Source organism: Stagnimonas sp. FW305-C-60 (assembly GCF_058782965.1).
Genome location: NZ_JBYSYF010000002.1, coordinates 787,761 through 808,850 on the forward strand (window position 1 = coordinate 787,761; position 21,090 = coordinate 808,850).

The following is a 21,090-nucleotide window of genomic DNA, read 5'->3' on the forward strand; positions in this document are numbered from 1 at the left end:
GGCTCATGGCCGCTCTGCAATTCCTGGCGCCGCCGGGATACGGCAAGCTCGTCGCGCTGGACCGCCAGCGGCACGCCGCTTTTGGCTTGCCCGTCGCGAGCAATTTCCACTGGTGTGCGCAGCTCAATGCCGTGCATCTCAACGCGCCCGAATTCGCCAAGGCCGCCGCCGACTACCCCATCGCCTTTGTCCGCGACGAGGACAGCGGCGAGTACGCCCCGGTGGCGGTGCTGGGCCTGCGCAGCCGCCAGAACCTGTTCGTCGACCGTAAGGGCCAGTGGCGCCGCCACTGCTATGTGCCGGCCACCGTGCGCCGCCATCCCTTCTGCATCGCCGAGATCGCGCAGAAGGAAGGTCCGCCACAGCGCCTGGTCTGCGTCGAAGAGGAAAAGCTGGCGCGTGGCGGCACTCCCTTGTTCGCCGCCGACGGCAGCCCCTCCGAGGCCTGGCAACAGACCCAGCGCCTGCTGGAAGCCATCGAAGGCGCGCGCCTGCAGACGCGGGTGCTGTGCCGGCGCATCGAGGCGCTGGGCTTGCTGACCCCCTTCGACGCGCTGGCGCTGCCGCGCCAGGGCCAGCGCATGCGCCTGCAGGGCCTGTTCCGGGTTGACGAGGAGCGCCTGCAAGCGCTGCCCGGCCGCGACCTGCGCACCCTGATGCGCAAGAACGAACTGCGCGCCATCTACGCCCATCTGCTGTCGCTGGAGAACTTCGCGCGGCTGATGGACTACGCCCTGGAGCAAGACGCCGACGACGCGGCGGCGGGCTGAGGTTCGTGTCCGCCCGCCGCATCCTGCTGGCCTGGGAGCTGGGCGCCGGCCTCGGCCATCTGATGCCGATGCGGCTGCTCGCCGCCGCCCTGCGCCAGCGCGGCCACCGGGTCTATCTGGCATTGCGCGATCTGCAATCCGCCCACACCGCCCTAGCCGCGGAAAGCCACGGGCTACTGCAAGCGCCGCTCTTGCTCGGCCAGCCCTTGCGCCCGCTCAGGGTGCAGGCCAGTTACGCCAGCCTGCTGCACAACTGCGGTTTCGACACGACGGCCGGTCTGCTCGGCCGGCTACAGGCCTGGCGGACGCTGATCCAGGGCTTGTCCATCGATGCCATGGTCGCCGTCCACGCGCCGACCGCGCTGACCGCCGCCGCCAGCCTGGGCCTGCCGACCGCCGCCATGGGCACCGGCTTCGTGCTGCCGCCGGCGCAGACTCCGCTGCCGCCGTATTTCCCCGAAAAGGCCTTGAGCCCCGAGCAGCTGGCCGGCAACGAGGCGGTGGTGCTGGGCGTGCTCAACCAGGCCCTGGCCGGCCTGGGGGCAGCCCCCTGCCCCGATCTCGCCAGCCTGTTCCGCCGCGCCCACCCGGCCCTGCTCAGCTATCCGGAACTCGACCACTACGCGCTGCCGCGCAGCATTCCCTATCTGGGCCAGCCGGATTTCTCGCAGGGCCTGCCGGTGCGCTGGGGGCCACGTCCGGAGCAGCGCGTGTTCGCCTATCTGCGTCCCTTCCCCGGCCTGCACGAACTGCTGCTGGCACTCAAAAATCTCAAGGCGCAGGTGCTGGTGCATATCGGCGATCTCGACCCGGCACGGCTCAAGGCCTATCTGCGGCCCGGTCTGGTGGTGTCGAGCAGCCCGGCGCACCTGCGTCAGGTGGCGGCCGACTGCGACGCCTATGTCGGCTACGCGCCGCACGGCAGCACCGCGGAGATGCTGCTGGCCGGCAAGCCCTGCCTCTTGATCCCCACCAATGTCGAACGCCAGCTGGTGGCGCGGCGGGCAGAGGCCCTGGGTGCGGCCCTGTTATTGCCGCAGAGCGCCGGCCAGGACCATGCCGGAGCCCTGCAACGCCTGCTGGAAGACCGCGCCTTGCGCGGCGCGGCTGAAGCTTTCGCGCAGCGTCACGCCGCGCAGGACCGCAGCCGCATTCTCGAAGATTGGGCGGACGACTGGTTGCCGCGGTTCTAGGCTGGGACGACCGCGCTAGCGGCCCAGCGCCCGCGCCAGCAGGGCCGGCTTCGCCAGCGGCAGACGGTTCACCAGGCCCAGGCCGAGATTGCGCAGGGCACGCAGGCCGGCCTCTTCGTTGCCGAACAGGCGCTTGAGGCCATCGGTGAGTGCCAGCATCTCCAGGTTCTCGGCCTTGCGCTGCCGCGCATAGGTCGCCAGGGTGCGCGGCCGCCACCAGCCGCGACCGGCCTCACGCGCCGCCGCCAGCGTCTCGGTAAGCGTGGCGACATCGGCCAGGCCCAGGTTCAGGCCCTGACCGGCCAGCGGGTGCACGACGTGCGCGGCGTCGCCGACCAGCACCAGACCGGGGCGGTGATAGTCCTGCGCGTGCAACAGACGCAGCGGAAAGACGCGACGCGGAGTCGGCTCCGACAGCGCACCCAGCACGCCCTGGCTGGCGACACTCAGGCGCAGCGCGAAGTCGGCGTCGGACAGCGCCATCAACTCGGCGGCCAGCGCCTCGTCGCAGGACCAGACCAGCGACACCCGGCCATCGGCCAGCGGCAGCAAGGCCAACGGGCCGCTGGGCAGGAAGCGCTGCCAGGCGGTGCCGGCATGCGGCAGCGCGCTGCGCAGATGGCAGACCAGGGCCTGCTGCCGGTAGGACCAGCCGACGGTGGCAATCTCCAGCCGCGCCCGCAGCGGCGAGTCCGGGCCATCGGCGGCCAGCAGGAGACGGCCACGCAGTACGCGGCCATCGGCCAGGCTCAGCTCGGCCAGGCCTTCCTCGGTCTTCGCCGCGACGATCTCCGCCCCCAGCTCGGCAATGCCCGGCGGCAGCACCTGCCAGAGCGCGGCGGCCAGCGCGGAATGCTCGACGATGGCGCCCAACTGCTCGGCGCCGGCCTCGGCGGCATCGAAACGCAGCGCGCGCTCCGGACTCTGATCCCAGACCCGCATCGCCCGGTAAGGGCAGTAGCGCAACGCGCGCAGGCGCTCACCGGCGCCGAGCCGGTCGAGGAAATCCAGCGAAGCCGGCGCCAGCGCATAGACGCGGGGATCGGTCTGGCTGGCGTCGAAACTCGGCGGTTGCGGGCTGCGCTCGATCAGCCGCACGCTGAAGCCGGCACGCTGCAGGGCGTTGGCCGAGGCGAGGCCAATCGGACCACCGCCGGCGATCAGGATGTCGGCGTCAAAGCCGCTCATGCCGCCAAGCCCCGGTGGCCGAGGTTCTGGCGCAGCACGCTCTCCTTCAGCGGCGGCGTCAGGTCCAGTGCCAGCAGGCCCAGGTGGCGCAGGCCGGACAGCAGCGGAATGCGGTTGGAGAACAGCCGCACCAGACGGTCGGTGAAATCGGCGGTGCGCTGGCGGTCGGCGGCGCGCGCGGCGGCGTACTCCGCCAGCCCCGCAGCCTCGCCCGGATCACCGCCCGCCAGGGCGCAAGCCTGCAAGCGTTCAGCCAGCGCGGCGACGTCGCGCAGGCCCAGGTTGAAGCCCTGCGCCGCCACCGGATGCAGGCTTTGCGCGGCGTTGCCGCAGAACACCACCCGGGGCGCGGTGAGCTGCTCGGCCAAGCTGCGTTGCAGCGGGTGCGGCAGGCGCCGACCCAGGCTCAGGAAGCGCCCCAGCCGCTCGCCGAAGCAGTCCTCGGCGGCGCGCAGGAACTCCGCCTCCGGCAGCGCCTGCATGGCCTCGGCGTGCTCGCTCGGCAGGGTCCAGATCAGCGAGCAGGGAAAGCCCGGCTCGCGGTCGTCGGCCAGGCGCGGCTTGGGCAGCAACGCGAACGGACCCTCCGGCGTGAAACGCTCGTAGGCGACGCCAGCCGGATCGCGCTGCGTCCGGATCGCGGTGACCAGCGCGGTCTGCTGGTAGTCGCGGCGCTCGGCGGCGTAACCCAGGAGCTGGCGCACGGCCGAGCCGGCGCCGTCGGCGGCGACCACCAGGCGGGCGCGCAGGGCCTCGCCGGACTCCAGGCGCAGTTCCACCGACTCTGCACCCAGTTGCAGCGTCTGCAGCCGCGCCGGACAGAGGAAGCGCAGACTGGCCTGGGTCCGCACGCGAGCCATCAGTTCGGCGCCTAAGGCGCGCATCGGCGTGTTGTGGCCGAGCGCCGCGAGGCCGGCCTCGGCCGCATTGAAGCGGGTGACGCCGAAGCGGCCACGCTCGGAAATGTGGGTGGCGGTGATCGCCGCCGTCTGCGGCGCCAGCGCCTCCCAGACGCCATAGCGGCCGAAGATCTGGCGGCTGGCGTCATTGAGGGCGATGCAGCGTTCATCCCAGCTCGGCGCGCTGGCCGGCGGCGCGGCGGCCTCGATCAGCACCAGGCGCAAGGGCGTGTCGGCCAGGGCCAGCGCCAGGCTGGCGCCGACCAGGCCGCCGCCGACGATGGCAATGTCGTAGTGATCCACCTGCATGGGTCTGCCGGGTCTCGGGCCGCCGTCGCCGGCTAGGCCGAGGCCATCAGCTCCTCGATCTCGTCGATTTCCTTGGGCACGCCGGCGGTCAGCACTTCTGGCCCATGGTCGGTCACCAGCACATCGTCCTCGATGCGGATGCCGATGCCCCAGTACTCGCTGGGCACCTCCGGCGTGCCGGGGGCGATGTAGAGGCCGGGCTCGACGGTCATGATCATGCCGGCCTGGAAATGCCGGTAGGCACCGGCCAGCTTGTAGCGGCCGACGTCGTGCACATCCATGCCCAGCCAGTGGCCGGTGCCGTGCATGTAGAACTGCTTGTGGCGCTCGCTGCGGATCAGCTCGTCGACCTCGCCCTTGAGCAGGCCCAGGCGCACCATGCCGTCGGTGAGCACGCGGGTCGCCACCTCGTGCGGACGGCTGGCGAGGTTGCCGACGGTGAGCTCGGCGATGGCCGCCTTCTGCGCCGCCAGCACCACTTCGTAGACCGCGCGCTGGGCGGCGTTGAATTTGCCGTTGATGGGAAAGCTGCGGGTGATGTCGCCGGTGTAGCCGCGGTACTCGGCGCCGGCGTCGATCAGCAGCAGCTCGCCATCCTTGAGCGGCGCGTTGTTCTCTGTGTAGTGCAGGATGCAGGCGTTGTCGCCGCCGCCGCAGATGGTGCCGTAGCCGGGCTCGCAGTCGTTGAGCGCGAACTCGGCGTGGATCTCGGCGGCGATCTCCCACTCGTTGCGGCCGGGCTTGGTGGCGCGCATCGCGCGCACATGGGCGGCGGCGCTCACCTCGCAGGCGGTGCGCTGCAACTCGATCTCGGCCGGGCGCTTGAGCAGGCGCATCTCGTGCAGCGTCTGCTCCAGCGCGACGATGGTGTGCGGTGCCGCCGCGCCGCGACGGGCGACGTCGCGGATGTGCTTGATCACCGCAATCACCTTCGGGTCCAGCGCCGGGTACTCGCCCAGGGTGTAGTGCACGGTCTCACGACCGGCGAGCAGCTTGGGCAGTTCGGCCTCCAGATCCTCGATGGACCGCGCCTCGTGCGCGCCGAACACGCTCACCGCGCCCTCCGGCCCGTAGCGGCGGCCGTCCCAGATCTCGCGCTCGGCATTGCGCGGGCGCACGAACAGGACGAACTCGGCCGGACTGCCCTCGGCGTCCTTGCGCCCCGGCGCCAGCACCGCCACCGCGTCCGGCTCGGTGTACCCGGTGAGGTAGGCGAAGTCGGCATCCTGGCGGAAGCGGTAGTGGGTATCGCGGGCGCGGGTGACTTCGGTCGCGCTGGGGATGATGGCCACCCCATCGGCGCCGATGCGGCGCATCAGCTCGGCGCGGCGGTTGCTGTATTCATTCAGCTGGTGATCGTTGGGGCGCATGACGGGTTCCCGTGCTGCTGCTCAGTGGATGGTCTGGTCGTTGGCGGCAGGCTGGCGCGGAGCCAGCTCCATGAACACCAGCTGCATTCCGACCCGCACGTACTCGACGAGTTCGGCATAGGCCTCTTCCTCGACCTCGGCGTCGTCGCCCTCGTGGAATTCGGCATGGGTGAACTGGGTGAGGTCTTCCACCACCTCGCGCACCTCCGGCGAGGCCTGGCGCAGGTTGAGGCCGCCGCGGCTGGCGAGGCCAAACAGAAAACCCTCGCACCACTGGCCCAGCGCGCGGGCACGCAGCGCCAGCGGCAGCTCGTCGTCTGGCAGCAGCAGGCGAACTCCGGAGTCGGCATCGGCCAGCTCGCGCAAGGTGGCATCGCGCAAGCTCAGCAGCGGCGCGCGGGCCTCGGGTGCAGCCGGCTCGCTGACGACCCGCTCCAACAGCTGCAAGGGCTCGATTTCAGTAGGCAGATGGACGCAGAGCGCGCCACAGAGCGCGCCGTGGTACTCGCTGGCGTCCTGGTCGAAACCGGCGCGCTGCAGCAAGGCGCCCAGCGCCTGGTGGGGAGAAAGGTCGGACATGCCGGGATTATAACGGCCACCCCAGGACGCTCCGGCGGATCACAGGTCGGCAGGAACCCTGGCGCCCCTATAATCCGCTAGTCATGAATCCCGCCGAATTCGTCCGCGCCCTGCGCGCCGCCGCCCCCTACGTGCATGCCCACGTGGACCGGGTGTTCGTGCTCGCCTTTGGTGGCGAGATCTGCGAGCGCGAGGACTTCGAGCACTTTCTCTATGACATCGCGCTGCTGCACAGCCTGGGCGTGAAGCTGGTGCTGGTGCACGGCGCGCGGCCGCAGATCGAACAGCGGCTGCGGCAGAAGGGCATCGCCTCCAAGCACCAGGGCAGCCTGCGCATCACCGATGCCGACACCCTGCAATGCGTGCTCGACGCCGCCGGCAGCCTGCGCATGGCGATCGAGGCCCGGCTCTCGACCTCGCTGGCCTCCACCCCCATGGGCGGCGCGCGCGTCAGGGTCGCCGGCGGCAACTGGATCGTCGCCAAGCCGGTGGGGGTGCGCAATGGCATCGACCACCAGTACACCGGCGAGGTGCGGCGCATCGACGCCGAGACCATCCGCCAGGTGCTCGACCAAGGCCGCATCGCCCTGGTCAGCAACACCGGCTACTCGCCTACCGGCGAGATCTTCAACCTGCGCTACGAGGACGTCGCCACCGCGGTGGCGACCGCGCTGCCGGCTGACAAGCTGGTGTTCCTGGTCAATTCCAACCCGGACGACTGGAAGCTCGCCGCCGACACCGGCGACGCCGGCCAGCTCTCGCTCAGCGAAGCCACCCGCCTCTACGAAAACGCCGGGCATCTGGCCGAGACCGACCGCGCCCACCTCGCCGCCGCGCTCGCCGCCGGCCGTGGCGGCGTCAAGCGCACCCATCTGGTCGGAGCCGCCGAGGAAGGCGCGCTGCTGCGCGAGCTCTACACCCGCGACGGCGTCGGCCTGATGGTCTACACCGACGCCCACTACGAAGCGGTGCGCGAAGCCACCATTGAGGACGTCGGCGGCATCCTGGCGCTGATCAAGCCGCTGGAGGACGCCGGCGTGCTGGTGCCGCGCTCGCGCGAGCAACTGGAGCTGGAGATCGGCCAGTTCGACGTGATGGTGCGCGACGGCCTGGTGATCGCCTGCTGCGCGCTGTTCCCCTTCCCGGCCAAGAGCATGGGCGAGTTCTCCTGTGTGGCCGTGCACAGCGACTACCGCGGCGAAGGCCGCGCCGAAGCCCTGCTCAAGCGCGCCGAGGACACCGCCCGCCAGCAGGGCCTGAAGCAATTGTTCGCGCTCACCACCACCACCGAGCACTGGTTTCTGGAGCACGGCTTCGTCGAAGGCAAGATCGAAGACCTGCCGGTGCAGAAACAGCGCATCTACAACTACCGGCGCAATTCCATCGTGCTGGTGAAGACGCTCTAAAAAAATGCCGTCCAACGCCGATTGGCGCGCCCGTTCGCTGGCGCATGTGTGGCAGCCCTGCACGCAGATGAAGGACCACGAGTCCGAGCTGCCGCTGATCCCCATCGCCCGTGCCGAAGGCGTCTGGCTGGAAGACTACGAGGGCAAGCGCTACCTCGACGCAGTGAGCAGTTGGTGGACCAATCTCTGGGGCCATCGCCATCCGACCATCGTCGGCGCGCTCAAGCAGCAGCTCGACACTTTGGACCACGTGATCTTCGCCGGCTTCACCCACGAGCCGGGCATCCTGCTCGCCGAGCAACTGGCGGCGCGTAGCGGCCTGCCGCGCTGCTTCTACACCGACAACGGCTCCAGCGCGGTGGAAGCGGCGCTGAAGATGAGCTTCCACTACTGGCAGAACCTGGGTAAGCCGAAGAAGCAGCGCTTCATCGCCTTGAGCAACAGCTATCACGGCGAGACCCTGGGCGCGCTGGCGGTCGGCGGCCCAAGCATGTACCGCGACAGCTACGCGCCTCTGCTGCTGCAGCCGATCTTCGTGCCCTCGCCGGACTGCTACACCCGCACCCCCGGCCAGAGCTGGGAGGACCACAGCCGCCGCCAGTTCGACCATCTGCGCCTGGTGCTGGAGCAGCACGCGCACGAGGTCTGCGCGCTGATCCTGGAGCCGCTGGTGCAGTGCGCCGGCGGCATGCGCATGTACCACCCGCTGTACCTGACCCTGGCGCGCCAGGCCTGCGACGAGTTCGGCGTACACCTGATCGCCGACGAGATCGCGGTGGGCTTCGGCCGCACCGGCAGCTTCTTCGCCTGCGAGCAGGCGCCGCCGGCGGTCTATGGCCGGGGCGCCAAACGCGGCATCACCCCGGATTTCATGTGCCTGTCCAAGGGCCTCACCGGCGGCACCCTGCCGCTGGCGGCGGTGATGACCCGCGAGGAGATCTATCAGGCCTTCTACGCCGACTACGCCGCCTACAAGGCCTTTCTGCACAGCCATAGCTACACCGGCAATCCGCTGGCCTGCCGCGCGGGCCTGGCCTCGCTGAGTCTGTTCGAGGAGACCAATGCGCTCTCCGCCAATGCCGTGCTGGCGCAGCTCTTGTGGGCACACACCGCCGAGCTGCGCACCCACCGCCATGTCGCCGAGGTGCGCCAGACCGGCCTGATCCTGGCGGTGGAGATGGTGCGCAATGTCGCCAAGCGCGAGGACTTTCCCGCCAGCGAGCGGCGCGGTCTGCGCGCTTACCGGCATGCGCTGGAGAAGGGCGTGGTACTGCGGCCGCTGGGCAATGTGCTCTACCTGATGCCGCCCTACGCGATCGGCGCCAAGGAAGCCCAGAAGATGTGCGAGGTGCTCTGCGAGGCGGTGGACGTCGCCACCCGCGATCCGACATGACCCGGCTCTACCTGCCACAGCCGCTCGCCGTCGGCGCCGTGCTGGACCTGCCGGACGAGGCGGTGCGCCATCTGGTGCAGGTGCTGCGCATGGGCAGCGGCGAGCGGCTCACCGTGTTCAACGGCGAGGGCGACGAGTACGGCGCGGTGCTGGAGGCGGTAGCCCGCCGCTCGGCCAGCCTCCGGGTGGAGAGCCAGGACCCGGTCAGCCGCGAGGCGCCGATCAGCATCCACATCGCCCAGTGCGTCTCCAAGGGCGAGCGCATGGACTACGCCCTGCAGAAGGCCACCGAGTTGGGCGCGGCGGGCTTCCTGCCGCTGCTGTCCGCACGCGGCGTGGTCAAGCTCGACGGCGAGCGCTGGGAAAAGAAGCTCGAGCACTGGCGTGGCGTGGTGACCGGTGCTGCCGAGCAGTCCGGTCGCACCCGGCTGCCGACGGTGGCCGCGCCCGAGCGTTTTGAGAGCTTCGTCGCCAGCGAACGACCCGGCCTCAAGCTGATCCTGGCGCCGGGCGGCGAAACCCGGCTGTCGGCGCTGCCGAAGCCGGAGACCGTCACCGCCCTGATCGGCCCCGAGGGCGGTTTCGACGAGACCGAACTGGCGCTGGCCGACCGCCACGGCTGGCAGCGCCTGGCCCTGGGGCCGCGCATCCTGCGCACCGAGACCGCGCCAGTGGCCCTGCTGGCCGCCCTGCTGAGCCAGCATGGCGACCTCGGCTGAGGTCGTGATTTCCGCAGGTTCGACCAGTCCCGGCACCTCGTCCAGATGCGGGTTTGGGTGCTGGGCCGCCACTGCCGTAAAATGCGCGACCTTTCGAAGCTACACCGAGCCGCTGCAATGACCTTCGTCGTCGTCGAAAACTGCATCAAGTGCAAATACACGGACTGCGTGGAAGTCTGCCCCGTGGACTGCTTCCACGAAGGCCCGAACTTCCTGGTGATCGACCCCGAGGAATGCATCGACTGCACACTCTGCGAGCCCGAGTGCCCGGCCAATGCCATCAAGGCCGAGGACGACCTCAAGGAATTCGAGTTGCAGTTCAAGCCGCTCAACGCCGAGCTGGCCAAGAGCTGGCCGGTGATCACCGAGCGCCGCGGCATCCCTGCCGACGCCAAGGAATGGGACGGCAAGCCCAACAAGCTGGCGCTGCTGGAGCGGTAGTGCCCCGCGCGTCGTCATGACCGACGCGCCCTTCCTGCTGCTGCCACCCGGCGCGGACTTCCCCGAAGCCGCCGCCGGGCTGATCCTCGCTCAACCGACCACCCGCCTCCCCGATCTCAGCGGCCTGACGCTGGTGGTGGCCAGCCCGGGCCTGGCGCCGGCCCTGTTGCGCAGTCTGGCGCGCGCCAGCGGTGGCGCCCTGCTGGCGCCGCGCATCCTCGGGCTCAACCAACTGGCCACCAGCCCCGAGGCCGCCAGTCCACTGGCCTGCCGGCTGCGGCTCGCGGAAGCCGTGGCGCGTTTCCGCTTCCTGTTCCCCGGCCAGACGCCGCTGCGGGTGGCGGATGCGCTCTACGCCCTGTTCGAGGAACTGGAGCAGCAACAGGCCGAGCTACCGGACGACGAAGCCGCGCTGGAAACCCTCCTGCAACGCGGCTACGGCGCCGAGCGGCCGCTGGCGGCGCTGTCGCGCGAGGCGCAGATCGTGCACCGCCTGCACCGCGCCTTTCGCGAGGAGCTGGGCGCGCGCGCGCCGGCTGTCGCCCAGCGCCAGGCGCTGGCGGCGACCTTGGCGCAGTGGCCCGTAAAAAACCCCTTGTGGTTCCTGGGCTTCGACGCCCTGAAACCCGCCGAGGCCGCCGCCATCGCCCCGCTGCTGGCGCGTGGCGGCGCGCGCTTCCTGAGCCAGGGCCGGCTGACTGGCCGCGACGGCCTGGCCCTGCGCCGGCTGGCCGAGCAACTCGGGCAGAGCCCGCAGTTGCTGGATGCCGAAACCACCAGCCCGCGCAGCCTACTGCTCGACGCCGCCTATGCCAGCCAAGGCCTGGCCCGCGAACGCGCCCTGGCGCTGAACGCGGCCGCTCCCGGCGACCTCGCCCTGGTGGAAGCCGCCGAGGCCGAGCACGAGGCGCAGATCGCCGACCTGGCGGTGCGCGAGGCCCTGCTCGCCGGCGCCCGCCGGGTGGCCGTGGTCTGCGAGGACCGCCGCCAGGCGCGACGCCTGCGCGCGCGCCTGGAGCGGGCCGGCTTGAGCCTCGCCGACCGCGGCGGCTGGGCGCTGGCCACCAGCCGCGCCGCCGCCAGCCTCGATGCCTGGCTGAGCTGCCTGGATGCCGACTTCCCCTTCCAGTCGCTGATGGCGGTGCTCAAGGCCGGCCTGCTCGAAGGCGGCGAAGCCTGGGCCGAGAGCCTGGAGCCACGTGCCTACGCCCAGAAGGTCGCCGGCGGCGCGGCGCGCTGGCGGGCGCTGATGGACAGCCCGGCCGAAAGAGCGCGCTGGGACCACCTGGTCGCCGCCGGCCAGCGGCTGGACAGTCTGCGCGGTCCGCATCCGGCGCCGGTGCATGCCGACGGCCTGCTCGCCAGCCTGGAGGCCAGCGGCCTGGCGCAGGGCCTGGCCGCCGACCCGGCCGGTGCCCGCGTGCTGGAGCGCCTGCGCGAATTGCGCGAGGCGCTGGCCGGCACCGGCCTCACGCCCAGCTGGCCGGCCTTCCGCGCCCTGGTCGATGCGGCGCTGGAAGACGCCAGCTTCAACACCGGCGATCCGCAGTCGCGGGTGCAGTTGCTGACCCTGGCGCAGACCCAGGGCCTGAGCGCCGACGCGCTGATCCTGCTTGGCGCCACCCCGGCCCTGCTCGCCGAAGGCGGCAAGGCGCCGTTCTTCAACCGCAGCGTGCGCCGCGAACTAGGCCTGGCCACCGCCGCCGAGCGCCAGGCCCTGGGGCTGGCGCGCCTGCGCCGGCTGCTGGAGGCGGCACCGCGGGTACGGCTGATCTACGCGCCCGGCGAGGCCGGCGAGACTGCCCAGTTGCATCCGGCGCTGGCTGCGCTGGCGGCCTTCGCCGCCGCGGCCGGCGTGCCACTGGCGCAGGACCGCACCCTGGCCGCACGCGCGCCGCTGGCCGAGATCGCCGCCGAGTCTTCCGTGCCGGACGCGAACGTGGAGCCCCCCGCACCCGCCGCCACTGCGCCGCTGTGGGAGCGGGCGCTGTCGGCGCGCGGCCACCAGACGCTGATCGACTGCCCCTACGCCTTCCACGCCCGCTACGCCCTGGGCCTGGAGCGACTGGAAGCCCCCGATACGCCGGTGGACCGCCGTGACTACGGCGAGCGCGTGCACCGCCTCCTGCGCGCCTTCGAGGAACAAGTGCCCGGCCTGCCACCGCCCTGGGACGGCCCGCGCGACGAAGCCGCCCTGCCCGCCATCGAGCAGCACCTGCACGCGCTGGCCGACGCAGTGTTCGCAGCCGATCTGGCGGCGCGGCCGCTGGCGCGTCTCTGGCGCAGCGAGTTCGGCGCCGCCATCCCCTGGCTCGCGGAAAAACTCTGCGAATGGCCGAGCGCAGTGGTGAGCGTCGAGAAGGATCTCGACAGCCTGCGCGACGGCTGGCGCCTGCGTGGCCGCGCCGACCGCCTGGAAGACGAGGGTCTGCGCAAGCGGGTCATCGACCACAAGACCGGCCTCAGCCCCAGCCGCAAGGCCATGCTTGCCGGCGAGGCGGTGCAGTTGAGCCACTACAGCCTGCTCGCTGAACCGGTCACCAATATCGAGTACTGGAACCTCAAGGAGCAGAAGAGCGCCGGCCTCGACGGCGAACCACTGCAAGATCTGGCGTTCTCGATCAGCGAGCGCCTGCAGTTGCTGTCTTCCAGCCTGCGCGCCGGCGCGCCGCTGCCGGCCAATGGCGCCGACAGCGTCTGCGAGCGCTGCGAGTTTTTCGGCGTCTGCCGGCACGGCGATTGGGCGAACGGGGGGATTTCATGAACCACCTTGAATGGCTGTCCATGCCCGTTCCCGCCGCTGTCGGGGCCACCGGGAAAACCAGCCCATGAATCCCGCCCTCGATCCCAGCCGCAGCAGCGCCGTGCTGGCCAGCGCCGGCACCGGCAAGACCTGGACGCTCACCGGCCGCATCGTCCGCCTGCTGCTGGCCGGCGCCGCGCCCGGCGGCATTCTCGCGCTCACCTTCACCCGCAAGGCGGCGGCGGAAATGCGCGAGCGCGTGGTCGCCCGCCTGGAGGAACTGGCCTATGCCGACGAGGCCGGCCTGAGCGCCGCGCTCGCCGAGTTGCAGGCGCCGGACGACGACGCGCACCGGCAGCGCGCGCGCGCCCTGTTCGAGGACTACGTGCACGCCGAGCTGCCGCTGCGCGCCAGCACCCTGCACGCCTTCTGCCAGGAGTTGCTCAGCCGCTTTCCGCTGGAGGCGGGCGTGCCGGCCGGCTTCACGCTCGCCGAGCGCGAGGACGAATACCTGGGCCAGGCCATCGAGCAGGTCTTGGCCCGCCTGCACCGCGCGCCGGACAGCGCCGAGGCGCAAGCCCTGGATGCCTTGGCCGAGGAAGGCGTCGGCGAATGGGAGTTGCGCGAGCTGCTGCGCGGCCTGCTGCAACGGCGCGCCGAAATCTGGGCGGCGACCGAGGGCAGCGAGGCGCCGCTGGAAACTCTCTGCGCCGGCCTCGCCGCGCGCCTGCCCTACAGCGACGACGAAGACCCTTACGGCGCCATCGACGCCGACAGCTGCGGCTTTCGCATCAGCATGCTGCACGGCCTCTTGCAGGAACTCGGCGATACCCAGTACCTGAAGGCGGCGGCGCTGGCCGGCGCCCATGAACTGCAAGGCCCTGAACGGCTGGCCGCCCTGCTGAGCGCGCTCTACAAGAAGGACGGCAGCGGCCCCTACAGCTTCAAGCCGCCGAAGAAGCGCTACACCGAGCAGCAGGCGGCGACCGCGCTCGACCATCACGCCACCCTGCTCGAAGCCCTGGCCCTGAGCGTCGAGGCGCTGCGCCGGCACAGCACCTATCGCCGCACGCGCGCCGCGCTCACCCTGGGCCTGGCGGCGATGACGGCGCTGGACGAGATTCTGCGCCGCGCCAACGCGCTGCTGTTCCCGGAACTGGAGTGGCAGACCTGCCGCCTGCTCAGCAGCGCCGAGCAGGCCGAGTGGGTGCGCTACAAGCTCGATGCCCGCATCGAGCACCTGCTGCTCGACGAGTTCCAGGACACCAGCCCGCTGCAATGGCGGCTGCTGAAGCCCATCCTCGACGAGTTCGCCACCGACCCCACGCGCGGCCGCAGCGCCTTCGTGGTCGGCGACGCCAAGCAGAGCATCTACGGCTTCCGCCGCGCCGAGCCGCAGCTGCTGGAACTGGCGGCGCAGACGCTGGAGCTGCAACTGGCGGCGGTGCGCCTGCCGCTCAATGCCTCGCAACGCAGCGCGCCGGCGATCATCGACTTCGCCAACACCCTGTTCCTCGGCGAGGCCGGCGCGCGCATCGGCTTCGACGCGCACGAGACCCGGCGCGAGAGCCTGTACGGCGCGGTCGAGGTGATGCCGCTGTTTGCTGCCGAGGAGCGCGACGGCGCCGCCCACGGCGACGGCCTGCGCAATCCGCTCACCACCCCGCGCGAGACCGGCGAAGACCGCCGCGCCGCGCAGGAGGGCGCGTGGGTGGCGGCACGCATCCAGGCCCTGGTCAGCGCGCGCACCCCGGTTACCGGCCGCGACGGCCTCAGCCGCCCCCTGCACTACGGCGACGTGATGGTGCTGGCGCGCCAGCGCCGCCATCTCGGCGCCCTGGAGAGCGCCCTGGGCGCGGCCGGCATCCCCTATCTGAGCGCCACCCGTGGCACCCTGCTGGAAACCGCGCTGGCGCAGGATCTGCTCTCCCTGCTCACCGCGCTCGACGCGCCGCACCGCGACCTGGAACTGGCGCAGGCGCTGCGTTCGCCGCTGTTCTCGGTCGATGACCAGGACCTCCTGGCCCTGGCCCGCCGCGCCCAGGACGCCAAGCAGACCTGGTTCCTCACTCTGGACGATTGCCTGGAGCGGCCGGCGCTGGCGTGCGCGCAGCGCCTGCTCGGCCGCTGGCGCGGGCTGGCGCGACGGCTGCCGCCGCACGACCTGCTCGACCGCATCGCCGACGAGGGCGACCTGATCCGCCGCTGCCGCGCCGCACGACCGCAGGACAGCGCCGTCGCCGCCAACCTCGCCGCCCTGCTGCAACTGGCGTTGGACAGCGACCACGGCCGCTATCCCACCCTCGCCGGCTTCCTGCGTCACTGCGCCGGCCTGCGCGGCGACGCTGCGCCCGACGAGGCACCGCCGGCCGGCGGCGAGGCGCGCGTACGGGTAATGACCGTGCATGCCGCCAAGGGCCTGGAGGCGCCGGCGGTGTTCCTGGTCAACACCGCGCCCGGCGCCCGCGCGGTACGCGCCGGCTGGCGCATCGAATGGCCCATCGGCGCCGAACGCCCCAGCCTGGTGGTGCTCACCGGCAGCAAGAACGACCGCGACCCGCTATCGCAAGCCCTGGTCGAAGCCGAGCAGGCGCGCGAGCAGCGCGAGGATCTGAATCTGCTCTACGTAGCGCTGACCCGCGCCCGGCAATACCTGTTCGTCTCCGGTTTCGCGCCGGCGCGCGGCGACGCCGAGGACAGCTGGCATGCGCGCTGCCGAGCCGCCGCGCAGGCGCTCACCGCCGCCGCCAACGATTCCGCCGACACGCCACCGCAGCTATTGCACTACAGCAGTGGACTGGCACCCGCGGTACAGGAACCGCCCGCGACCGTAGCGGCCGAGGCCCTGGACCCCGCCCTGTTGCGTCCCTTGCAGGCGCCGAAACCCGCCGCCGACAACGGCCTGGCCATCGCCCCCGAGGCGGTGCTGCGCGGACAGCTGGTGCATGCCCTGCTGCAAGCCCTGAGCGCGCCGGGCGGCGCCGATCGTGCAGGCCTGGCCTCCCGGCTGGCTCAGCAGTTGGGCGTGCCCATCGCTCCGCCCCTGTTCGTGGCCGCGCTGGCCGAGGCCGAGGCGGTACTCGCGGCACCCGCCTTGCAGGCGCACTTCGCGCCCGGCCTGCGCGCCTGGAACGAGGTGAGCCTGCCGGTGCTAGTCGACGAAGGCATCCAGATGAACGTGCTCGACCGCCTGGTCGATGACGGCGAACGGCTCTGGGTACTGGACTACAAGACCCATCGCGCCGGCGACGCCGCCAGCGTGCTGGCCGGCGCCCGCGAGCAACTGCTGCGCTATGTCGCCGCGGTGCGGCGTTTGTGGCCGGATCGCCCGGTGATGGCCGGGGTGATCTGGACGCCGAAGGCGCTATGGCTGCCGCTGGAACTCGCCGGCGACGGCGGGGCGCCGTAGACGGTTTGGCAGCGCAGCGCGAGGGTCAGAGCCACAAAGCAAAAAGGCCTCGCAATCGCGAGGCCTTTCGTCATCCTGAAAATCTGCGTTTGGTGGAGCGGAGGAGGATCGAACTCCCGACCTTCGCATTGCGAACGCGACGCTCTCCCAGCTGAGCTACCGCCCCCCACTAACGCAACCCGCCTTGCGGCGACCCCGCTGACTTGAGCCCGGAAATACCAAGGCCGGCTGTCAGAAGGGGCGCGATAATACCACAGGGTTTTCCAGTTTCACCTGCCCGTCCAAGCCTGCCCCAACGCCCGGCGGGCCGGCATGCGGCCTAGGCTTGCCACGGCATCGGCGGCTGGCATCGCCCCGTAGAATCCAGCCGTGCCCAAGCCGGAATGCCCATGCGCCGCATCCTTCTCTGCACCGCTGTTGTCGCCAGCCTGCTGCCGCTGTCCGCCGGCGCCACGCGGCCGCAAGCCGCAGGCCTCGCACCCCACCGCAGTGACGAGGTGTTGGTGCGTTATCGCGCAGGCGCCCAGGCGCTGGACGCGGTGCAGGCGAAGAGCCGGCTGGGGCTGAGCCTCAGGCGGGCGCTGCCAGCCGCGCGCGCCGAGCTGCTGGCCCTGCCGGCGATCACCAGTGTGGAATCCGCCCTGGCACTGCTGCGCACCGACCCGGCGGTGGAGCTCGCCGAGCCCAATTACCTGCGCTATCCGGCGGAAGGCATCCCCAACGACCCGCTGTTCGACCAGCAATGGGGCCTGCGCAACAGCGGGCAGGCGAACTTCTTTGCCGGTGGCCCGGCCGGCACGGTGGGTGCCGACATGAAGCTGCCGGCGGCCTGGGACGCCAATGGCGACGGCGCACCCGACCGCAGCGGCGACGGCTCGCTGATCGTCGCGGTGATCGACGATGGCTTCCAGCTCGACCATCCGGATCTCGCCGCCAACTTCCTGCCCGGCACCGACACCGCCAGTGGTGACAGCGACCCCTCGGCCGCCAGCGACGAAAGCCATGGCACCCTGGTCGCCGGCTGCATCGGTGCGCGGGGCAACAATGGCATCGGCGTGGCGGGTGTGGCCTGGAACGTGAAACTGCTGCCGATCCGCTTCGGCTTTGATACCGCCAGCGCCATCGCCGCCTACGACTACGCGCGCGAGCAGGGCGCCAAGATCATCAACGCCAGCTATGGGGGACCCGGCTTCTCGCAGCTGGAGCTGGATGCCATCGCGCGCCTGGAGCAGGCCGACGTGCTGTTCGTCGCCGCCGCCGGCAACAACGACTCCAACATCGACGACTCGCAGCTTTCCTACCCGGCCAATTACGCGCTGCCCAACATCCTCGCGGTCGCGGCCAGCAACCGCCAGGACGGCATCGCCAGCTTCAGCCAGTTCGGCCCGACCACGGTGGACATCGCCGCTCCGGGCTTGCAGATCGTCAGCACCGCACCGGGCGGCGGCTACTCGACCAGCCCCGGCGTCAGCGGCACCTCCTTCGCCGCGCCCTATGCCGCCGGCGCAGCCGCCCTGGTGCGGATGAGCTACCCCGCCGCCGACTATCTGGAGACCAAGGCGCGGCTGATGGCGGGCGCGGCCAGCGGCGACGACATCGGCCTGCGCGTCGCCAGCGGCCGGCTCGACGTCGCGGCGGCGCTCAACCTGGCACCGCGCCCCGACCTGGTGATCGACTCCGTGCAGCTCATTGACGGCGGCAACGGCGTGCTCGACCCCGGCGAGACCGCGCAGCTGGAAATCCGCTTACGCAACCAATGGCTGGTGGCGAGCGCCGTCAGCGGCCAGCTGAGCGTCGACGACGGCGCGGCGACGGTGACCGGCGGCGCGCAGAGCTTCGGCAACCTCGCCGGCAATGGCGTCGCCAGCGCGCGCTTTTCACTCAGCCTGCCGGCCGGCGCCAGCGGCCACCGGCAGTTGCGCCTGCGGCTGCGGCTCAACGCCAACGGCGGCTACAGCGTGCGTCGCGGCCTGCTGCTGGAAACCGGGCGGCTACAGGACGGCCAGACCGCGCAGGGCATCCTGCAGACCGATCTCTACGACGAGTTCCACACCTGGCACTTCGACGCCCCCGCCGGCCTCAACGCGCTGCGCTTCGAGAGCCAGGCCGGCCAGGACATCGACCTATTGATCAAGCGCGGCCGGCCGGCGCGCTACCTGATCAGCCTGGATGTCGATCCCGAGAGCGGCGAGCAGGTGTTCGAGACCGACGCCGACCAGATCGGCGGCGCTTCGGCGGGCAATGAGTCGGTGACGCTGACGAATCCGGCGGCCGGCAGCTATTTCGTCACCGTGGTCAATTACTCCCAGGCCGAGAACACCGCCTACAGCCTGAAGGTGGTCGGCAACCCCGACGGCAATCGCAGCAGCGGAGGTAGCGGTGGTGGTGGCGCCTTTTTCGCCTACGGTCTGCTGCCGGCACTGTGGCTACGCCGGCGCCGGCACCGCTGATGCGGGTACTGGTGTTTGCCCGCGCGCCGGTGCCCGGCCGCTGCAAGACCCGGCTGATCCCGCGCCTGGGCGCGCGCGGCGCGGCCTGGGTGCAGCGGCGGCTGCTGGAGCAAGCGCTCGCGACCGCGGTCGCGGCTTTCGGCGCCGAGGCGCTGACGCTCTGCTGCGCGCCGGACAGCCGCCACCCGCATTTCCGCGCCTGCCAGCGCCGCTGGGGCCTGCGGCTGGCGCGCCAGGGGCCGGGCGATCTGGGCGCGAAGATGCGCCGCGCGCTGGCGCCCGGGCCGGCGCTGCTGCTCGGCTCCGACGCCTACGCGCTGCGCCCCGAGGACCTGCGCCGGGCGGCGGCGGCACTGGCCGGCTGCGACTATCTGCTGATCCCGGCCCCGGACGGCGGCTATGGCCTGATCGGCGCGCGCCGGCCCCTGCCCTCGCTGGCTGGAGTGGCCTGGAGCAGCGGCCGCGAGCGCGCGCAAACCCTGCGCCGGCTGCGCCGGGCCGGCCCTACCCTGGAGCTGGGGCCGGCCCGCGCCGACTTCGATACCCCCGCCGACTGGCGACGCGCGCGACAGGCCGGCGGCCTGGCGCCGCTGGTGAACAAATTTCAGCCAGAACAGCCGCAATGACGAACGGGCTTCCCTTTATGGGGAAAGACTGCTAAAAACGCGCCCGTTTCGTTCATCAGACCAACCCCGACCGTCATGGCAGGACGTCCCAGCAAGAAAGCCAAGGAAGCCAAGGCCGCCGCCGAGGCTGTGGCCAAGACCTACGACGACTTCGTTGGCGAGGAGTCGTATTCCGAAGATGTGCCGGATATCGACCCGGCCACCGGCGAGGCGCGCCGCGACTGGCGCGATGTCGAGAAGTACCGCGAGGCGCGCGAACTCAAGAAGCTGGTCGACCAGGATCTCGAGTCCTACCTGTTCCGCGAAGAACGGCCGCGTCCCGGCCGCCGCTAGTCGCCCGCAGGGCCGCCGATGGCGGCCCTTTTCAGTTCAGGGCGGTAGTCAGATGGCCGTAGGCCTCCTCGACGCTGTCGACCACATGGAACAGGCTTAAGTCCTGCTCCGAGATCAGCTTGCGCCGCGCCAGGAGCGGCAGGTTCAGCACCTCCTCCCAGTATTCGCGCCCGAACAGCACGATGGGCATGGCCGCCGCCTTGCGCGTCTGCACCAGGGTCAGCACCTCGAACAGCTCATCAAGGGTGCCGAAGCCGCCAGGGAAAGCCACCACCGCCTTGGCCAGGTTCATGAACCAGAACTTGCGCATGAAGAAGTAGTGGAACTCGAAGGCCAGCGGCGCATCGACGTAGGGGTTGCCGTGCTGCTCGAAGGGCAGCGAGATGCCCATGCCGATGTTGAGCCGCCTATCGACCCGGGCACCACCTTCCTGAAACGCCTCCATGATCCCCGGCCCGCCGCCGGTCACCAGGTGGTAGCGCTCGTCGACCGCGTGCTTCTCGCAGGTCCAGGCGGCCAGGCGCTCGCCGAGGTCGGCGGCCTGACGGAACCAGTCGCGCTCCTGGGCGTCGGCGGTCTGCGGCCTGAGCCTGGCCGAGCCAAAAGCGACGATGGCGCGGCTCACGCCCTCGCGTTTCAGGCGCGACAGCGGCTCCAGGTACTCGCAGAGCATGCGTATCGTGCGGGCGTCATCGCTGTTGAGAAAATCCTGGTTCTGGTAGGCCTTGATCAGTTTCATGCTGGTCGGGAACTCGTGGGCAGGCGTAGAGTCTAGGGGACAGACTCACCGTCCCACCCCCCATGCTCCTGCGCCGTCTCCTGCTGCTCTGCCTGCTGACCAGCCATCTGCTGGCCCTGCCGGGCTTGGCGCGGGCGGCGACCAGCCCTTGCCAGCACGCGCCGGCGGCGGTCCAGGCCACGGTCCTAGGGCACGCGGGCATGGCGGACCACGCCGCCATGGGGCATGACAGCCATCAGGCCGCGGTCAGTCACCCCGCAACGACCAACGACGACTCCGGCGCCACGCCCGGTTGTCACTGCGGCTGCGCTTGCGCAGCCAACCACTGCCTGCCCGGCAGCGGTCTGGCGCTGCCGCAGGTTCTGAGTCTCTGGTCGCCGCCAGCGCTGGCGCTGGTTACTCCGCGCACGCAGGGCCAGGCCAACACCCTGCCGGCGCATCTGGGCACCCACCTGCGCCCCCCGGACCGCGCCGCGACATAAGCGCCGCGGCTACCCCGGCGCTGTGTGACCGGCTCGCCCGC

Annotated in this window: 17 protein-coding genes and 1 tRNA gene; 12 read left to right on the forward strand and 6 right to left on the reverse strand. The window is 71.1% G+C overall.

What is annotated here, in order from left to right; all coding sequences use genetic code 11:
• Positions 1–5 precede the first annotated feature (5 nt).
• Complete coding sequence (locus tag AC3WT6_RS10535) at positions 6–770, forward strand: SapC family protein (protein ID WP_492653531.1); 765 nt, start codon at positions 6–8, stop codon at positions 768–770.
• A 5-nt stretch (positions 771–775) separates the two neighbouring features.
• Entirely contained in the window at positions 776–1,963 is a 1,188-nt protein-coding gene (locus AC3WT6_RS10540; RefSeq protein WP_492653532.1) for a glycosyltransferase, read from the forward strand.
• 15 nt (positions 1,964–1,978) lie between these two features.
• Here AC3WT6_RS10540 and AC3WT6_RS10545 read toward each other — a convergent pair whose 3' ends face one another.
• Genes AC3WT6_RS10545 through AC3WT6_RS10560 form a run of 4 tightly spaced genes read right to left on the reverse strand, consistent with a single transcriptional unit; the run spans position 1,979 to position 6,308 of the window.
• Positions 1,979–3,151, reverse strand: coding sequence for a UbiH/UbiF/VisC/COQ6 family ubiquinone biosynthesis hydroxylase (locus AC3WT6_RS10545; protein WP_492653533.1), 1,173 nt, complete (start codon positions 3,149–3,151; stop codon positions 1,979–1,981).
• Positions 3,148–4,359 (reverse strand): 2-octaprenyl-6-methoxyphenyl hydroxylase, encoded by a 1,212-nt coding sequence (gene ubiH, locus AC3WT6_RS10550; protein WP_492653534.1) that lies wholly within the window; start codon positions 4,357–4,359, stop codon positions 3,148–3,150. Before ubiH ends, AC3WT6_RS10545 begins: the two co-directional genes overlap by 4 nt.
• A gap of 32 nt (positions 4,360–4,391) precedes the next feature.
• Positions 4,392–5,729 (reverse strand): Xaa-Pro aminopeptidase, encoded by a 1,338-nt coding sequence (pepP, locus tag AC3WT6_RS10555; RefSeq protein ID WP_492653535.1) that lies wholly within the window; start codon positions 5,727–5,729, stop codon positions 4,392–4,394.
• 21 nt (positions 5,730–5,750) lie between these two features.
• Positions 5,751–6,308: a UPF0149 family protein gene (locus AC3WT6_RS10560; RefSeq protein WP_492653536.1), complete on the reverse strand. Its 558-nt coding sequence runs from the start codon at positions 6,306–6,308 to the stop codon at positions 5,751–5,753.
• Between the two features lie 83 nt (positions 6,309–6,391).
• Between AC3WT6_RS10560 and argA the strand changes: the two genes are divergently transcribed.
• From argA to AC3WT6_RS10590, 6 genes are all read left to right on the forward strand, one after another.
• Complete coding sequence (argA, locus tag AC3WT6_RS10565) at positions 6,392–7,714, forward strand: amino-acid N-acetyltransferase (RefSeq protein ID WP_492653537.1); 1,323 nt, start codon at positions 6,392–6,394, stop codon at positions 7,712–7,714.
• Between the two features lie 4 nt (positions 7,715–7,718).
• Entirely contained in the window at positions 7,719–9,107 is a 1,389-nt protein-coding gene (gene bioA / locus AC3WT6_RS10570; RefSeq protein WP_492653538.1) for an adenosylmethionine--8-amino-7-oxononanoate transaminase, read from the forward strand.
• A complete protein-coding gene (locus tag AC3WT6_RS10575) occupies positions 9,104–9,826 on the forward strand; it encodes a 16S rRNA (uracil(1498)-N(3))-methyltransferase (protein WP_492653539.1) in 723 nt (240 codons plus the stop codon). Before bioA ends, AC3WT6_RS10575 begins: the two co-directional genes overlap by 4 nt.
• A gap of 117 nt (positions 9,827–9,943) precedes the next feature.
• The gene (gene fdxA, locus AC3WT6_RS10580) at positions 9,944–10,267 is read left to right on the forward strand and encodes a ferredoxin FdxA (protein WP_492653540.1); all 324 of its coding nucleotides are present in this window, start codon (positions 9,944–9,946) and stop codon (positions 10,265–10,267) included.
• Between the two features lie 16 nt (positions 10,268–10,283).
• Complete coding sequence (locus AC3WT6_RS10585; RefSeq protein ID WP_492653541.1) at positions 10,284–13,031, forward strand: PD-(D/E)XK nuclease family protein; 2,748 nt, start codon at positions 10,284–10,286, stop codon at positions 13,029–13,031.
• A 64-nt stretch (positions 13,032–13,095) separates the two neighbouring features.
• Positions 13,096–16,419, forward strand: coding sequence for a UvrD-helicase domain-containing protein (locus AC3WT6_RS10590; RefSeq protein WP_492653542.1), 3,324 nt, complete (start codon positions 13,096–13,098; stop codon positions 16,417–16,419).
• Between the two features lie 90 nt (positions 16,420–16,509).
• Here AC3WT6_RS10590 and AC3WT6_RS10595 read toward each other — a convergent pair.
• Positions 16,510–16,585, reverse strand: a tRNA-Ala gene (locus tag AC3WT6_RS10595).
• 223 nt (positions 16,586–16,808) lie between these two features.
• Here AC3WT6_RS10595 and AC3WT6_RS10600 point away from each other — a divergent pair.
• From AC3WT6_RS10600 to AC3WT6_RS10610, 3 genes are all read left to right on the forward strand, one after another.
• Complete coding sequence (locus AC3WT6_RS10600) at positions 16,809–18,869, forward strand: S8 family serine peptidase (protein WP_492653543.1); 2,061 nt, start codon at positions 16,809–16,811, stop codon at positions 18,867–18,869.
• Positions 18,869–19,495, forward strand: a complete 627-nt coding sequence (locus tag AC3WT6_RS10605) for a TIGR04282 family arsenosugar biosynthesis glycosyltransferase (protein WP_492653544.1) — start codon at positions 18,869–18,871, stop codon at positions 19,493–19,495. Before AC3WT6_RS10600 ends, AC3WT6_RS10605 begins: the two co-directional genes overlap by 1 nt.
• A gap of 75 nt (positions 19,496–19,570) precedes the next feature.
• On the forward strand, positions 19,571–19,828 hold the full coding sequence (locus AC3WT6_RS10610) for a hypothetical protein (protein WP_123212143.1): 258 nt from the start codon (positions 19,571–19,573) through the stop codon (positions 19,826–19,828).
• Positions 19,829–19,859: 31 nt separating this feature from the next.
• Here AC3WT6_RS10610 and AC3WT6_RS10615 read toward each other — a convergent pair whose 3' ends face one another.
• Positions 19,860–20,567: an LOG family protein gene (locus AC3WT6_RS10615; RefSeq protein WP_492653545.1), complete on the reverse strand. Its 708-nt coding sequence runs from the start codon at positions 20,565–20,567 to the stop codon at positions 19,860–19,862.
• Positions 20,568–20,629: 62 nt separating this feature from the next.
• Between AC3WT6_RS10615 and AC3WT6_RS10620 the strand changes: the two genes are divergently transcribed.
• Entirely contained in the window at positions 20,630–21,049 is a 420-nt protein-coding gene (locus tag AC3WT6_RS10620; protein ID WP_492653546.1) for a hypothetical protein, read from the forward strand.
• The last annotated feature ends 41 nt before the right edge of the window (positions 21,050–21,090 follow it).